Annotated in this window: 16 protein-coding genes; 1 reads left to right on the top strand and 15 read right to left on the bottom strand. The window is 32.1% G+C overall.

The window, feature by feature from the left end:
• Window positions 1–12 precede the first annotated feature (12 nt).
• The gene (gene msrA, locus H593_RS0108855; protein WP_028872127.1) at window positions 13–564 is read right to left on the bottom strand and encodes a peptide-methionine (S)-S-oxide reductase MsrA; all 552 of its coding nucleotides are present in this window, start codon (window positions 562–564) and stop codon (window positions 13–15) included.
• Window positions 564–1,025, bottom strand: coding sequence for a peptide-methionine (R)-S-oxide reductase MsrB (gene msrB, locus H593_RS0108860; protein WP_028872128.1), 462 nt, complete (start codon window positions 1,023–1,025; stop codon window positions 564–566). The genes msrA and msrB overlap by 1 nt, the downstream gene beginning before the upstream one ends.
• Before the next feature lie 485 nt (window positions 1,026–1,510).
• Here msrB and H593_RS18790 point away from each other — a divergent pair, with 485 nt between their 5' ends.
• Window positions 1,511–3,826: a transglycosylase domain-containing protein gene (locus H593_RS18790; RefSeq protein WP_037051903.1), complete on the top strand. Its 2,316-nt coding sequence runs from the start codon at window positions 1,511–1,513 to the stop codon at window positions 3,824–3,826.
• Between the two features lie 21 nt (window positions 3,827–3,847).
• Here the strand turns inward: H593_RS18790 and H593_RS0108870 are convergent, their stop codons facing one another.
• From H593_RS0108870 to H593_RS0108930, 13 genes are all read right to left on the bottom strand, one after another.
• Window positions 3,848–4,513 carry a hypothetical protein gene (locus H593_RS0108870; RefSeq protein WP_028872129.1) on the bottom strand — a complete coding sequence of 222 codons (666 nt, stop codon included), beginning with the start codon at window positions 4,511–4,513 and terminating at the stop codon, window positions 3,848–3,850.
• Between the two features lie 17 nt (window positions 4,514–4,530).
• On the bottom strand, window positions 4,531–4,980 hold the full coding sequence (locus H593_RS0108875; RefSeq protein WP_028872130.1) for a hypothetical protein: 450 nt from the start codon (window positions 4,978–4,980) through the stop codon (window positions 4,531–4,533).
• Window positions 4,981–5,045: 65 nt separating this feature from the next.
• Window positions 5,046–5,501, bottom strand: a complete 456-nt coding sequence (locus tag H593_RS0108880) for an Hsp20/alpha crystallin family protein (protein WP_028872131.1) — start codon at window positions 5,499–5,501, stop codon at window positions 5,046–5,048.
• 97 nt (window positions 5,502–5,598) lie between these two features.
• Complete coding sequence (locus tag H593_RS0108885; RefSeq protein ID WP_028872132.1) at window positions 5,599–6,972, bottom strand: MBL fold metallo-hydrolase RNA specificity domain-containing protein; 1,374 nt, start codon at window positions 6,970–6,972, stop codon at window positions 5,599–5,601.
• Between the two features lie 13 nt (window positions 6,973–6,985).
• Window positions 6,986–7,825 carry an ATP cone domain-containing protein gene (locus tag H593_RS0108890; protein ID WP_028872133.1) on the bottom strand — a complete coding sequence of 280 codons (840 nt, stop codon included), beginning with the start codon at window positions 7,823–7,825 and terminating at the stop codon, window positions 6,986–6,988.
• 78 nt (window positions 7,826–7,903) lie between these two features.
• Window positions 7,904–8,311, bottom strand: coding sequence for a hypothetical protein (locus H593_RS0108895; RefSeq protein ID WP_028872134.1), 408 nt, complete (start codon window positions 8,309–8,311; stop codon window positions 7,904–7,906).
• 12 nt (window positions 8,312–8,323) lie between these two features.
• On the bottom strand, window positions 8,324–9,178 hold the full coding sequence (locus H593_RS0108900; protein ID WP_028872135.1) for a universal stress protein: 855 nt from the start codon (window positions 9,176–9,178) through the stop codon (window positions 8,324–8,326).
• A gap of 120 nt (window positions 9,179–9,298) precedes the next feature.
• Window positions 9,299–10,885: an ATP-binding response regulator gene (locus H593_RS0108905; RefSeq protein ID WP_028872136.1), complete on the bottom strand. Its 1,587-nt coding sequence runs from the start codon at window positions 10,883–10,885 to the stop codon at window positions 9,299–9,301.
• 107 nt (window positions 10,886–10,992) lie between these two features.
• A complete protein-coding gene (locus H593_RS0108910; RefSeq protein ID WP_028872137.1) occupies window positions 10,993–11,823 on the bottom strand; it encodes a universal stress protein in 831 nt (276 codons plus the stop codon).
• A gap of 76 nt (window positions 11,824–11,899) precedes the next feature.
• Window positions 11,900–12,745, bottom strand: a complete 846-nt coding sequence (locus tag H593_RS0108915; protein WP_028872138.1) for a universal stress protein — start codon at window positions 12,743–12,745, stop codon at window positions 11,900–11,902.
• 62 nt (window positions 12,746–12,807) lie between these two features.
• Window positions 12,808–13,656 (bottom strand): universal stress protein, encoded by an 849-nt coding sequence (locus tag H593_RS0108920; RefSeq protein WP_028872139.1) that lies wholly within the window; start codon window positions 13,654–13,656, stop codon window positions 12,808–12,810.
• Window positions 13,657–14,179: 523 nt separating this feature from the next.
• A complete protein-coding gene (locus tag H593_RS0108925; RefSeq protein WP_028872140.1) occupies window positions 14,180–14,449 on the bottom strand; it encodes a hypothetical protein in 270 nt (89 codons plus the stop codon).
• Window positions 14,450–14,808: 359 nt separating this feature from the next.
• The gene (locus H593_RS0108930; RefSeq protein ID WP_028872141.1) at window positions 14,809–15,195 is read right to left on the bottom strand and encodes a hypothetical protein; all 387 of its coding nucleotides are present in this window, start codon (window positions 15,193–15,195) and stop codon (window positions 14,809–14,811) included.
• Window positions 15,196–15,204 lie beyond the last annotated feature (9 nt).

Consider the following 15,204-nt stretch of genomic DNA (forward strand, 5'->3'; position numbering starts at 1 on the left):
TATGTCTATTGTTTATGCAACACGATTCTTCAATTTATCAGCATGTAATTTTCTGAGATTTGTCAGCTTAGGCTCAATTACATAAGTGCAATAGCCTTGTCTTTTATTATTGTTATAGAAATTTTGATGTTCAGCTTCTGCTTCAAAAAACTCGCCTAGTTCACTAACCTCTGTTACGATAGGGTTTTCAAAATAGGGCGCTATTTCTTTTACGACAACTTCTGCAATTTCTTTTTGAGCATCATCATGATAGAAAATAACAGACCGATACTGCGAGCCTACATCTGCGCCTTGACGGTTTAGCGTAGTTGGATCATGACTGGTCATAAAAATGATTAGTAAGTCTTTATACGAAATAACATTCGCATCAAAAGTGACTTGAACGACTTCGGCATGACCAGTTAGTCCCGAGCATATTTCTCTATAGGTAGGTCTTCCTGGAACAGTTCCTCCACTATATCCAGAAACTATTTTTTCAACCCCTTTTACATGGTCGTAAACGGCTTCAATACACCAAAAGCAACCGCATCCAACGGTTAATTGTTCTAATTTTTTATTTTCCATTATTTTGTTTCTTCCACTTTAGAATCTAAGGTCATAGATTCAGAATTAATACAATAGCGCAACCCGCTTGGCTCTGGTCCATCAGGAAATACATGACCTAAGTGACCATCACAAGTATTGCACATGACTTCAACTCGAACCATCCCAAGAGATGAATCTTTATGGTATTTAATCGCTTTAGGTGCAATAGGCTGCGTGAAACTAGGCCAGCCAGATCCAGATTCAAATTTAATAGTTGAATCAAATAAAGGAGTGTCACAACAAATACAGTTGTATTGTCCTTCATCGTATATACTACACAGTTCTCCACTATATGGTCGTTCTGTACCTTTTTGTCGCGCAATTCTAAATTGTTTTGGAGTTAATTGTTGACGCCATTCAGCATCTGTTTTTTCAACTCTACGGTCTGGTATAGGGTTTCCTTTTACTGAGAAGTTTATGATTTCTTTCCAAGTTAACATAGTCGTATTCTTTCTATTTTAATTAATTGTTTAACCTTAATATAAGTCGTGAATGATTCCAGTTTATTACAAAAAAAGTTCACTATAAATTTACGAGATAAATCGTTAAGGTTTCTTTATAAAATCATAAAACTAGGTTATAACATTATAAAGTTTGTCTTCTATCACATAGCCAAGTCTCAAGACTAGAGGATAACCAATAAAAAGCTATAAATTTCTTTGACGGTGATTTGTTTCAAGATGCTTCATCTATTTTGACAGCGCCATACGATGTCCTCGTACTATGATTTTAAACTTGTTTTTACAGTCAAAGTGTTAGCCATTATTACCATCACTAAAAAGTGAATTCTATGATGTGCAATTTGAGGGCACTATTTTATAATTTGGTATCTCATAAAGATAAATAGGCTTTGTTCTTAAATAAAACAGTCACGTCTATTCATGCATTTTACACGTATATAAAGGAGAACTAACTAAAACTGTTTATGAAATTCACTCTCAAGTCTAAATGGCTTAAACGTTTGTTATACACTATTGCTTTAGGGTTTTCTGCACTTGCCTTATTTTGGTTTTCTGTATATATAGGTCTTTGGGGAACCTTGCCTTCCGAAGAACATATAAAAGATATCAAACATGCAGAAGCGTCTTTGTTATTAGATGCTGAAAATGAACTACTCGGTAAATATTTTATTTTTGATCGACAAATTGTAACGTATGAAGATCTACCAAAGCATTTGGTTGATGCCTTGGTAGCGACTGAAGATTCTCGTTTCTATGACCATAATGGAGTGGATTATACGAGTTTATTGCGTGTCTTCTTTAAGTCTATTTTAATGCATGATAATTCTTCTGGAGGAGGAAGTACTATTAGTCAGCAATTGGTTAAAAACATCTATGGAAGAGAGCACCATGGTTGGTTTACAATGCCTGTAAATAAAGTCAAGGAGATGATTTTGGCTAAGCGTTTTGAAAACTTGTATTCAAAACAAGATATTATCGTCTTATACTTAAATACGGTACCCTTTAGTGAAAATGTCTTTGGAATAGAAAGTGCATCCCAACGCTTTTTTAGTGCAAAAACTAAAAATCTTAGTTTAGCGCAATCTGCCACTTTAGTTGGAACTTTGAAGGCTCCTCACGGGTATAATCCAAGATTGTTTCCTGAGCGAAGTCAATTACGTCGTGATGTCGTTTTACAGCAAATGGAAAAGCATGATTATATCGATAACGCGTTAAAAAAGGAAACAAGTGATACTTCATTAGAAACGGAATACAGGAAATTTAGTCATATTGATGGTGTCGCTCCTTATTTTAGAGAGAAAATACGATTAGAAGTTAAGGGGCTATTGGATAGTTTAAATGCCACTAATAAGACGTCTTACGACTTATATAAAGACGGATTAAAAATACATACCACACTTGATATTACGATGCAACGCTATGCTGAAAACGCGATGCAGCAGCACATGAAAATAGTTCAAAAGCAATTTGAAAATGCCTACGGTAAAAATGCGCCATGGCTAAAAAACAAAACATTAATTACAAATAAAATAAAGAGCTTACCTCTTTATAAAACACTACAAAGGCAAAAATGGAGTGACAAAGCAATCATGGATAGCCTAAATGTGACATCTAAGTTTACTGGTTTTTCCTGGGAGGACGATGCTGTTTTAGAAGGTTCTATAATTGACAGTATGATACATAATTTAAAATTCTTGAATACCGGTTTTGTCGCTGTAGATCCTCAAACTGGAGCAATAAAAGCTTATGTTGGAGGCATTGATTTTGAACATTTTAAATATGATCATGTGTCTGTTTCAAAACGACAAGTTGGTTCTACGTTTAAACCCATAGTTTATACAACTGCTTTAGAATATGGTATTGACCCTTGTGCTTATTATCCAGTTAAAGAAATAACTTATACCAATCAAAAAAACTGGACACCTACCAATGGTGGAAAACAGGAAACGGATAGATATCTTAATTATTCGCTTGAGAAGGCATTGAGCGAATCTGTTAACACAATTGCTGTAAAAGTACTCGAAGATGTTGGCATTGACGCTGTAATCTCACAAGCTAGAAAAATGGGAATTACCTCAGTGTTACCAGAAGTACCCTCTTTAGCCTTAGGTACTGCGGAAATGTCCATGCTAGAACTCATTGGCGCATACACAAGTTTTGCTAATGAAGGCTACGTGTCAAAACCATTCTATATTACAAAAATTGCAGATAAGTTTGGAACAATTATTTACGAACGTGCAACAACAGAAACTTTACCAGAAGCCTTTTCTAAAGAAACACGACAATTGATGGTTGAAATGATGAAGTCTACCATAAATACGGGAACAGCAAGACGGATACGGACTCAATACGGACTCCAAAATGACTTAGCAGGAAAAACAGGAACTACACAAAATAATAAAGATGGTTGGTTTGTAGGTGTTAGTCCTAAATTGGTTATGTTGTCTTGGGTTGGTAATGATGATCATCGTATTGGGTTTAGTAATACCACTATTGGTCAAGGCGCAAATTCTGCATTACCAACAGTAGCTTTGTTTTTAAAGCAAATGAATGCCGATCAAAAATTCAATACGATTACAAAAGCTAAATTTGAAATGCCTAGTGAAGAGGTTCTCAATGCCTTAGCTTGTGCTGCAGAAAAGCGTGATGGATTCTTAAAACGTATGTTCAAAAAGGATCAAAAAGAACGCGAGTTTGATACCGTTTCCGAAGAAGATAAAAAGAAAAAGAAACGAGGACTATTTGGGTTTTTGAAGAAGAAAGAAAAGGATAATAAATAAGATTTATCTAGTCCCTTTTTACTAATTAATAATGTCTTCCGCTTTTTCTTCTTTTATGACTAGAGGATTAATTAGTTGTTCTTCTTCTAGAACAACAATAGCTAATCTAACGTAATCATTTACGGTTTTTTCTATAGATCTTGGATCTGTGATGTTGATATAGCCTTTCCAAATAAGTTCTCTGTCTTTAGTTGGACAAATACAATACATGGAGGTTTCTGCTTTATAAATTTTAAATTCCTCATAGTAGTCAGGATTATAGAACACATCTTGATGTCGCAAATACTCATCTTTAAATTTTAGATATGTTTCATCAAAATTTTCATAATCTTTACGATAGGCTGTTTTATCTTCAACACCTACGATTTTAGTAAGTAGGATGGTGTCAAACCCCTCTACAATAAGCTGACTCTCCAGAGCATCTAAGTCGGCCTCCGTCATTTTATCAGTTTTAGTAGCATCTATGATATCTAAACTAATGACAGCTTCAGCACCTCTGAGTTCTAATTCAACTTTTAGTTTTTCTTCAAACTGTTGTCTTGCTGCTTCGTCTGAAGTTAATCCTATAACAAGAACCTTATAAGGCTCATACGTATCAATATCTGGGTTTTTCCAGCTTTCTACTAATTGAGCTGAAGAGCAGCTCATAAAAATAGTGGCTACTAGTATTAAGATTAATTTTTTCATAACAATTTTTATGTCAGTTATTTTTTATCGATTAGGTGTCTTAATTTTTCTTCCTTTTTGATGTTTTTTATAATGCTGAAGAGTTGTGTTTTTAATGATTTATATTCTTTTAGAAAAGCTGCAATTGCAATAATTAAATCACTATGCTCTTTGGTGTATGCCTTTTCTTCTTCTAATTGATCAATTCCATCTACCATTACTTGAAGTTCATTTTCATGAATCTTAATAGCCTCTATGAGTAGGTTGTTCTGTTTTTCTGATCTATTTATAGCATCAATAATTTCCTTATTATCAGAAAATTTTCCAGATTCAATTAATTGAGTTGTAAACGTGGTTATGAGATCTTCAAAAAACAGATGTTCGTCTTTTGTGAATTTTAATTCAGATAACCATTCTTGTGAAGTATTATGCATGTCTTCTGGGCTTAGCCATTCTACATAGCGTGCCTGTGTTTGTATTGTTTTCATAGTGTGATTTTTTATATAAGAAAGCAGAAAGTAATCCCTCTAATCACAATCTGCTTTCTTGATTATTATATAATTTTAATAACCTTTTTAGGCTTCTGTTTCGCTTCTGCTGCTTCTTTCTTTTGAAGTTTTAACCTAAGAATACCGTTTTTGTAAATAGCTTTTACATCTTGATCAGTATTAACTAATTGCGGTAGATTTAATGATCTTTTAAATGAATTGTAATTAAACTCCTTACGAGTGTAGCCTTTAACTTTGTCTTCGGTTTCTTTTTGCTTTTCACCGCACACATTGAGTGTGTTGTTCACAATAGTAATTTCAAAATCTTTTTTTGAGAATCCAGGAGCTGCAAATTCAATTTCAAAGTCTTGGTTGTGTTCTTTGATATTCATTGCAGGCATTAAACTGTCTTCATCTAAAAAGTCATTGTTGAAAAAATCATCGCTACCTAAAAAGTTTTTAAGATTGTCATTTGACCATGGTAATAGTCTGTTTCCGTTTTTAGATTTAATAAGTGACATAATTTTAGAATTTTAATGTTATACTTTATTCATGTCACTAAGTTACTAATTAAGCCTGCTTTTTAAAATGATAAATATCAGTTTCGTAACGCATTACTTAAACGATTACTTTTTCAACATCTGTTAGCTTTGGAATACTCACATGCCACCCATAAACATCCTTTATCTTTACTCTAAATGCATCTAGAGCTGTAGGTTCTCCGTGGACTAAATATACTTTTTCTGGTATGTTTTTAATGGTACTCATCCAATTTATTAAATCCTTTTGATCTGCATGAGCCGATAAACTTTCAATGCTTTTAATTGTAGCGTTTACAGGATAATATTTTCCAAAGAAACGAATTTCGTGAGCACCATCTAGAAGTTGTCTTCCACGAGTCCCCTCAGCTTGATACCCAACTATCAGTACTGTAGTTGATGGCTCATCAATGAGCTGTTGCAAATAGGTAAGTACTCTCCCTCCGGTGACCATTCCACTTCCAGCAATAATTATTTTAGACCGTTTATCATCAATTGTTTCCCAAGTTTCTTTGTAGGATTGAATGATGTTAACATGGTTACACATCGCATTATAATCCTCTATTGGGAGTTTATGCCATGCAGGAAACCTTTTAAAAACATCTAATACATTGTTGCCCATTGGACTATCAACAAATATTGGGATATTTGGAATTTTATTCTTTTTGTATAATTTCCATAGAATATACATGAGCGTTTGTAGTCGCTCAACAGCAAAACTCGGGATAATCAGGTTGCCCTTTTTATGTAGGGTTTCTATAATGATTTCAGTGAGAAAATCTTCAGTGTTGTCTGCTGGGTGCAATTTATTTCCGTAGGTGCTTTCTATAAACAAAAAATCAGCCCATTCAGGAGTTTTTGGATCCTTGAGGAGGTGGTCATCTTGTCGACCAATATCTCCCGAAAACACAAAACGCTTTCCGTTGATGTCAATTTCTATAAATGTTGCACCAATAATATGACCATTATATTGAAAACGATAGGAGATATGCTCAGATAACAGAATCCATTTATCGTCTAATTCTAAATTAAATAATTTTAGGGTGCTCTCAGTATCTTTAATTGTATAAAATGGTAGAGCAGGAGTATGTTTGCTATATTTTTCTTTGTTTGCTTTATGGGCTTCTTCTTCATGAATTTTAGCACTATCCTCTAATATGATTTTTGCTATAGCCAAAGTAGGTGCTGTACCAATAATTTTTCCTGTAAACCCTTGTTGTATTAATCGAGGTAAGTAACCAACGTGGTCTAAATGACCATGTGTTAATAAAACAACATCAATAGTTGAAACGTCTACAGGGAGATCGACCCAGTTAAGTTTTCTAAGCTCTTTTAGTCCTTGGAACATACCACAATCAATAAGTATGTTTTTTTCTGAAGTTTCGATAAGAAATTTGGAACCAGTGACAACTCCTGCGGCTCCTAAAAAATTAATTTTTACAAATTTTTCCATTTTGATTTTTTGTTTAGAGACATAGTTGTGAGATTTCATTTAGAATTTTTTCTTTTCTTGTTTCAGATACTCCTAAATGATCTAAGAAAAAACTATCATTTATTAATTCGCGACAGAGTACAATATCTCTACTTAATAAAAATTGCTTTTCTCTGTTTGTAAGTTGCGTGGAGACTGTTATTGGGTATAATCCTAATCTATCAATTCTATCTTTTAGACCGCTATTTTTTGGGTGATCCCAGCTTAATAGATATAGACCACAGCAGTTGCCATATCGCAATGCATCCTTGGTAAACCTTGTATTAGTGACAACCCAACCTGGATTGAGTGTAGTTTCCTTTTTTGAACTTTGATACCAATTGTCTCTTACATCACGATACCGTGAGTTGATATATAAAGGGATTTTGACATTACAATTTTGACCTTGGTCACTATGAAATTTACATTCAATTATAGTTGCTTCATAGTTTTTGAAGGCTATAACATCTATTTCATGTGATACACACTTACCTTGTAAGGTGGTGCTAACTTGAGTCTTATATCCTGAAAAATTTAAAATAGCACTCACAAAACGTTCAAAAGGAAAGCCAGTAGGTCCTAACTCATATATTGCCTTTTTGAGTTTGTATTTTGAAGCGAGATGACTTTTGTTTTTTTTAAGTAAAGCGAACGCTCTGTTGTAAATCTCTTTAGTAGAAATGCCTTGATATAACTCATCACGAACTTTGTCTAAAATTTGATTAACAATAGTATCATCTGCTCCAGTTTTTTTTAAAGACGATCGTAATTTATCGAGTGAAAATTTTACTTTTTCACCAGAAGATTTAATGACTTCTATATTTTGAATTTCCATACTATTGTTTTAAAAATGGCCATACCCAATACGGGTTTTGATAGTTTAACGTCACTAACTAATTAAACATGTAGAGCTTTAAAGCGACACAAAAAAGTCTTTTACCCAGGCCTTTACTTGATTATCTGTCATGCTATCAGTCTTTCTTGTGCCTTTTATTTTGGTGCTCAAAAGTGTGTGATTTTGATGTAATTCCTCACTAAATTTTTTATTTGTTCCTGCAGGACCAAAAAGGACTAATGCATCACTATCACTAATCTTGGCAATTATATTTTTAAAATACAGCTTTAGTTGTTGCTTTTCGCGTTCTAAATATTTACTGTCTTGTACAACGTCTTGTGGGCCCCCTTTTTGACGTGTTCCTGAACCGCCACGAATATTATAATGTTCTATGTTTGATGAAACAGTTTGAAGCGTTTCCTTGTCATTCTCAATAGTTACAATGAGTGCTTTGTCTTTGTCTAACCAGATGCCTGTTTTTTTCATTTTAAATATGTTTTAGTTTCTTAAATCGTGCATTACTAATAGGGGTATGTTTAAGTAAAATGTGATTTCCTTTACCAAAGTATTTGTAAGGATACTTCCAAAAAAAGTATGTTTTTTGTTTGTAAATGCAACCATATCACTGCCTCTACTTTCAACAAAAATATTAATGGAACTCATTATATTATTTTGGGACAAATCATGAAATTTATAATCGTTACCCTCTAAAATATCTTCAAGTAGTTGTTTGTTTTCTTTTTGAGTTTTATCTAACTCATGTTCTTCACGTATATGGAGAACAACAATGGAGGCATTACTTTTTTTAGTTATGTGTATCAAATAGTTCAACTCTCTTCTTTTATAATTGGTTTTATAATTAGTTGGAAAAACAATTTCTTTTGGTAATTTTATTTTTGCTTTTTGAGGTACAACGATCACAGGGCAATTACGTACTTTCTCCATCACATATATAGCTGTACTTCCAAATGCTGTTGCTCTTGAATGTGTTTCGCCTTTTGTGCCCATTATAATCATTTCAATGTCCTTTTGATCTACAGCATTTTTAATAGCTTCAATAGGGTCGTTAAAGACAGACATTGTTTTAAATTCATGTTTTGGATTTTCATATTCAGTCATAGCAATCATATCATACGTTTTTGCTAAGCCATTTTCTGAACTTAATTTTGCGGTTTCATATAATTCACTTCCAGGCTCCATTTTGAGTATGTTTTCCATAAAATTAATTGGAGATAAGAATACATTAAGTAAGTAGAAAATACAAGTGTCATTTTTGTATAACTCTATAGCATAATGCAAAGCATGGGTAGCATTCTTTGAGAAGTCTGTTGGGATTAAAATTTTATGTTTCATAGTATTGGTCTTTAAGACTTAGTCTAATAATTGTCGCCTTGTGAGTACTTCGATTCTGTCAAGTTATAATGACCTTAGAGTGAGCTATATGGTGATTATTTGCTATTATTATTATTATTATTATTTGAAATACTTTTTTATTACAGCAAGTAATTTGACTTTATTAAACGGTTTAGAAATATAATCGTTACAGCCTGCCTTAATTACCTTTTCATTGTCACCGTTTAGAGCAAATCCTGTTTGCGCTATTATGATAACATCTTTATTGAATTTTCTAATTTGTCTACTTGCTTCATATCCATTTAAATCAGGCATTTGAATGTCCATGAGAATTAAATCAATGTCAGGATTATCACGACAAATATCTACAGCTTCTTTACCAGTAACCGCTTTAAGAATTACCGCACTGTGGTTTTTAACTATGGTAGACATAAGTATTCTCGATATTTCATCGTCATCTGCAATTAATACTTTTAGTTTCGAAGCTTCAGGTTCAACCGTTACGCCAGAATCTTCAAACCAATCTTCATTATTATCAACAAGTTTATCTTTAAATTTAGTACGATATGGCAGTGTGAAATAAAATATAGATCCTTTCCCTTCTTGGCTCTCCATCCAAATTTTTCCACCAAGCATTTCTGCGTATGCCCTAGAAATCGACAAGCCCAAACCTGCTCCTTGATGTGCTTTTTTATTGGCAATATCAGCTTGTATAAAACGCTTGAAAATAGCTTTTTGCCTGTCTTTGGGTATCCCAATACCTGTGTCTTTTATTTGAAATTCTAGTTCTTTGGAGTCCTTTTCTCTTTTTAGTATATATCCCAATTCTATGGTGCCTTTGTTGGTGTATTTAATGGCGTTTTTAACAAGATTAGTGAGAATAGAATACAGTTTTTCACTATCTGTTTTAATAAAGGCTTCTTTGTTTGTTAAACCTTTTTTAATTTTAAAATGTATGCCTTTAGCCTCAACTTGAGGTTTAAAGAAGGTATAAATGAATTCTATTTGCTTGTTAATATTTGCTTGTTGGATATTAACTTCCATTAGTCCTGATTCTATTTTCGAAATATTAATAATATCATTAATAATATTAAGCATTCGTAATCCGCTTTTTTTGATGATTGTAATATATTTTTGTTGCTCATCTCCGGTGAGACCTGGTTCTTTTAATAAATCGGCAAAACCGAGTATACCATTCATCGGCGTTCGTATTTCGTGACTCATATTAGCTAAAAAAGCTGATTTTAATTTGTCGCTTTCTTCCGCGTGATCTTTAGCAATTATTAATTCATCGGCACGTTTTTGCTTTTCTTTATTTTGGAATAGCAGTTCTCTATTAGCAATTATTAATTCATCTGCCCGTTTTTGCTTTTCTTTATTTTGGAATAGCAGTTCTCTATTAGCAATTATTAATTCATCTGCCCGTTTTTGTTTTTCTTTATTTTGAAAGCGAAGTTCTTTATTGGCAATACCTAACTCTGCTGCTCGTTTCTCCTTTTCTTCATCTTGAAACCTAATTTGTAGATTTGCAATACCTAGCGTTGTTTCATATTCGTCCTTTTCTTTATCTTGAAATTCAATTTCTGTGTTGGCAATTATTAATTTATCTGAATGTGTTTCTACTAAAAGTCTTAAAGACTTATTCTCCTTAAGTAATTCCTGTAACTGCCTTATGAGTTCTTTTTTTGTTTGGTTTTGAATATTCATGCCTATTTTGTTTAATTTATGAAGTGCTCATACTTTGCAATAGGTAAAGCTCGTTTCTATAAAATTAAGCCATCAATATGTAGTTTAAAATGATATATATCATATTGTTATGCAGGAATCACTAAAAAAGGAATTAATGGATGAAAGCCAATTTTATGTATCACTGGTTCTTTCACGATAGTCTCTATGAAACTGTGTTTGTAGTTAATCATAGCAAGAATGTTCACGTCTGCTGATTCGATAAAATCATTGATTTCAAGAGTCTTTTTTGCATAATTAGGCATAAAATGAAAACTAGTATTATGATTTTTTAAATGGCTCTCTAATAAGGCCATATTATACTCTTGGATACCTGTGAGTTTTTCTTTAGAAAGAATGCAAACAGGCATAATCTTAGAATCATAAAGTTCTGCCAGATCTCTTAAAGGGTCTAATTCCTTATAATCATAACAACGACTAAAATCTGTTGGAAATCCTATTTGTTTTGGTTCAACAAAATCAAACTCATCTGGTACAATTAGAACAGGACAGTGTCTTACTTTTTTAATAATTTTAACTGTATGACTTCCGAAGAAAAACTCTTTAGCTCCTGTTGCACCTTTTGTTCCCATAACAATGAGGTCTATGTTATGTTTGTTAACAGCAGTTTCTATGCCACTTTGGACGTCTTCAGAGCTCAATATAATTTCAAAATTATGGTTGGCATTTATATTGCTGTTTTCTGCCATGTCTTTTAGTTCTATGAGCTCTTTCATAGCGTTTTCTGCCATAACACGTATTAATTTATTAGACATAGTAGACATCGTTGAAACAACCATTTTTGATGCATGTAAAAAGTAAAATGTGCAGTATTCTTTTGAATATAATTTTAAAGCATAAACTGCTGCACTCCAAGCGTTATCTGAAAAATCTGTTGGTAATAAGATGTTTTTTTTCATATCTAAAAATATCTAAATTTACTTCGGAAACTAGCGTGTATTATGATAAGCTAAAAGAATGATAATACATATTGAACTATATTTTCACAGGGAGTACTAAAAACGGAATGTTTAAATGAAACCCAATTTGATTCACCGTATTCCTAAAGAATAGATTTTCATAAAATGAATGTTTATTATTAATCATGGCTAGTAAATTGATTTTATGCTTCAATTGAAATTCACTAATGGCCTCTGTGATGTTCATACTTCTAACATCATGGAATAAAAAAGCAGTGTGTTCAAAAATGGATTCTAAATTTGATTTATTGTCTTTCTGCCTTTGCGTTAAATCATAACCTGTAGAAATATGCATCGCGTTAATTCTAGAGTGATTTGTCGCAACTATTTCTTGTAAAATATTAAGTTGTGCGTTTTTATAGTGAACTTCTAAATCTGTTGGAAATAAGATTTCATGTGGTGCTTCATATTTGAAGTGGGATGGAATAGCTAGAATTGGGCATTTTATTTCTTTGAATACATGTACTGTATTTGATCCAAATAAGACTTCTTTTGCTCCAGTAGCTCCTTTGGTGCCCATGACTAGAAGATCAATATTGTACTTGATGGCAACCTCTTTAATGCCTAAAATCAAGGTGTCAAATCTAGCTATGGTTTCAAATTTATGCTTTGTATTATTTCCAAATTCACTAGAGATTTTATCAACCAACTCTTTTAAGTTTTTTTGTGACGTATTTCTAATGGCATCACCTAAACCAAATTGTGCAGGATATCCCATGACATACTCAACATGGTAAATGACAGGCGTATAGGTGTTCAGTATATAAAAGGTGCATGCTTCCTCTTTAAAGAGATGTAAGGCATAGCTAATAGCGTTCCAAGAATTCTCAGAAAAATCAGTGGGTAATAAAATATGTTTCATCTGTTGATATGTATTTATTGATTAGTAGCATTAATTGTAATGATTCATTTCATAATAAAATTTTAAAATCGCGCTGTATTTTGCATGGCAAGTATTGGTATATGTAAGCCAAGACTAACTTTATCAATGGTAGATGGAAATAGCATGTCCTCTAAAAAGGAGTGTTGTGTGTTAACCATTGTAATGATGTCTACGTCATTTTCTGTTATATAAGTTTTTATCGTATCTGCTATTTTTTTACTGTCTTCCTGGATAAAATTCACCTCGTTGTTGCTAAGTGTGTTTTTTATAAAAGATTGATTATCCTCTTGTCGCATTGATAATTTATGACTTTTTGAGACGTACAAAACATCTATTGTACTTCTATATGATTTTGCTAATTCTGACAGTAATTTTAGTTCACGACGCTTATACGGTATTAAATAGTTGGTTGGAAATAAAATATGTTTAGGTTGTGTATTGGTGTAATTAGATGGGATTGCAAGAACAGGACATTGTACATATTTAAGCACTTGAAACGTTTGGCTTCCAAATACTATATGACGCTCGTCTGATTTTCCTTTTGTCCCCATAATAATTAAATCTATGTTTTTAGCATCTGTAATCAGGTTTGCTTCTTCAACTAATGTATTATATGCCGAAATAATATGATACGTAAACCTTGGGTTTGGAGCCATGTCTTTAACCGTTTTAAGCAGTTGCTCTAAATTGGTTTGAGATTGGTGTCTAACGTTATCTAATACATCGTCAAAAACCTCGCGTGAAAGCAATTCTTCATGGTCGTAAAACTCATTTTGATAGGCATGCATAAAATAGAATTTAGTTTTTTGATATTTAAAAAACTCCAATGCATAGGTAATAGCATTCATTGCGTTTTTAGAAAAATCTGTAGGAAGTAGTATAGATAACATAGTGATCGTTTTTAATATTCACTAGTAAAATTAAATAGTTGACTATGTAAAAACTATGATATATATCAGATACAACTTTTTAGCAATCTTAGTGTTTTGAAGCTCATGGTTGTCGCTAAAATGTTTGTAGATGGCTGCTTTTTTGAATGTAGTGTTATCGTTTGATCTTTGATTTATTACTTGGTTAAGCAGTAAATTAAATAAAAATGGAGCGCATCAGAGGGGAAACTGCAAGGCTTTATGAGTTGGTCATAATTAACAATAAATGAGAGACATTGTCGCTAGTTCGTTCTTTTTATTTTAGCTGTTATTTAGGATTTATGGCTAATTCGTAAATTGCTGTGGGAGCATAGGTATTAAGATAATAGTGTAATAAATGCCCCAATTATAGTACCTTTAATAATGTCGATGGACTATGTTTTTAAATTGGCTTGAGTGAGTAATACTGCAATATGCTGAATTTTCGATTTGAGCAATAATTAAACGTTTTGCTTTAGACTATTTTTTTTCAAAAATTAATATGTTATTCCACTTCGTTTTTTGCCTTTTTGTATTTAGTATGTTCTACTTTTTTCTTTTCTAAAATAGCATAAAATTTACGAGGTGAGATTCTTAAGTCTTTTGTTATTTCACTTACTTTTTTCTTACTTTTTTTATAAAGTTTAAGATTTTCATTCACTTCTTTATTGAAGTAATACTCTTTCAGTTGATCAATAATTTGTAATTCTGTTACATTAGATTCTCTTGCGTAAGTTTCTAATTCTGACTTGATTTTGGATAAACTATTTTTCATAATTTTTGTTTTTAGGGTTTTGCGTCAATGAATGGGAAATTTATAGTATGCACATTGTTTTGGATGTAAAATACGTATTTTGGATTAGTTTTAGGGCCTATTAATTTTAAAGGAATCCAAATATTAATATTTGGATTCCTTTAAAATTAATAGTAAATAAATTGTTAAGAATCCCCATTCTTACTGTCATCGTTTGATGACTTAATAAATTTAATAAACTGTGAATTAAAATTAACTGATATATATCAGTTGGGTTATTATTTGTTTTAACTAGTTAGTATCGCCTTAGTTATTTCCTAAGCGTTTGGTTTGCTAAAAGGACTTAAAATCTATATGAGCATGTTCTTTGGTTATAAAATTTATATAGTAATGATATCATAAACCACATTAAGTAAAAAGAGGCCTACCAGGAATAATAAAGTGTAAGCCACTTGTACCAGTTTAATATTGGTGATTTCTAACCAAGCTACAGTTTTTTTTGGAAATATAAATAACACTAACCCAAGATATAGTGATGACCAACCTATTAGGGTAATAATAAGTTTATAGCTTGGTTCCCAAACATTATGAAACAAAATATTTAGCAGTCCAATAATGATAGCTAGAAAAGAAAAAAGGATTAAGAATTTTTCATCTTTAAGGTCATTAAATATTTGTTTTATACGTTTTGGGTTAAAGCTTAATATTAAAAAGAAAATAATAAGATACCAGCCCCAAAACTTTGCTAAAAAAATTGATTGATTCATAATTACTGT

It is taken from the genome of Psychroserpens burtonensis DSM 12212, assembly GCF_000425305.1.
GTDB classification, from domain to species: domain Bacteria; phylum Bacteroidota; class Bacteroidia; order Flavobacteriales; family Flavobacteriaceae; genus Psychroserpens; species Psychroserpens burtonensis.

Bases quoted from the DNA above. Each gene is read 5' to 3' on its own strand.
- msrB (WP_028872128.1), bottom strand. From the start codon at position 1,025: ATGTTAACTTGGAAAGAAATCATAAACTTCTCAGTAAAAGGAAACCCT.
- H593_RS0108905 (WP_028872136.1), bottom strand. From the start codon at position 10,885: ATGAATATTCAAAACCAAACAAAAAAAGAACTCATAAGGCAGTTACAG.
- H593_RS0108920 (WP_028872139.1), bottom strand. From the start codon at position 13,656: ATGTTATCTATACTACTTCCTACAGATTTTTCTAAAAACGCAATGAAT.
- H593_RS0108925 (WP_028872140.1), bottom strand. From the start codon at position 14,449: ATGAAAAATAGTTTATCCAAAATCAAGTCAGAATTAGAAACTTACGCA.
- H593_RS0108895 (WP_028872134.1), bottom strand. From the start codon at position 8,311: ATGAAAAAAACAGGCATCTGGTTAGACAAAGACAAAGCACTCATTGTA.
- H593_RS0108900 (WP_028872135.1), bottom strand. From the start codon at position 9,178: ATGAAACATAAAATTTTAATCCCAACAGACTTCTCAAAGAATGCTACC.
- H593_RS0108915 (WP_028872138.1), bottom strand. From the start codon at position 12,745: ATGAAACATATTTTATTACCCACTGATTTTTCTGAGAATTCTTGGAAC.
- H593_RS0108875 (WP_028872130.1), bottom strand. From the start codon at position 4,980: ATGAAAACAATACAAACACAGGCACGCTATGTAGAATGGCTAAGCCCA.
- H593_RS0108885 (WP_028872132.1), bottom strand. From the start codon at position 6,972: ATGGAAAAATTTGTAAAAATTAATTTTTTAGGAGCCGCAGGAGTTGTC.
- H593_RS18790 (WP_037051903.1), top strand. From the start codon at position 1,511: ATGAAATTCACTCTCAAGTCTAAATGGCTTAAACGTTTGTTATACACT.
- H593_RS0108890 (WP_028872133.1), bottom strand. From the start codon at position 7,825: ATGGAAATTCAAAATATAGAAGTCATTAAATCTTCTGGTGAAAAAGTA.
- H593_RS0108870 (WP_028872129.1), bottom strand. From the start codon at position 4,513: ATGAAAAAATTAATCTTAATACTAGTAGCCACTATTTTTATGAGCTGC.
- H593_RS0108930 (WP_028872141.1), bottom strand. From the start codon at position 15,195: ATGAATCAATCAATTTTTTTAGCAAAGTTTTGGGGCTGGTATCTTATT.
- msrA (WP_028872127.1), bottom strand. From the start codon at position 564: ATGGAAAATAAAAAATTAGAACAATTAACCGTTGGATGCGGTTGCTTT.
- H593_RS0108910 (WP_028872137.1), bottom strand. From the start codon at position 11,823: ATGAAAAAAAACATCTTATTACCAACAGATTTTTCAGATAACGCTTGG.
- H593_RS0108880 (WP_028872131.1), bottom strand. From the start codon at position 5,501: ATGTCACTTATTAAATCTAAAAACGGAAACAGACTATTACCATGGTCA.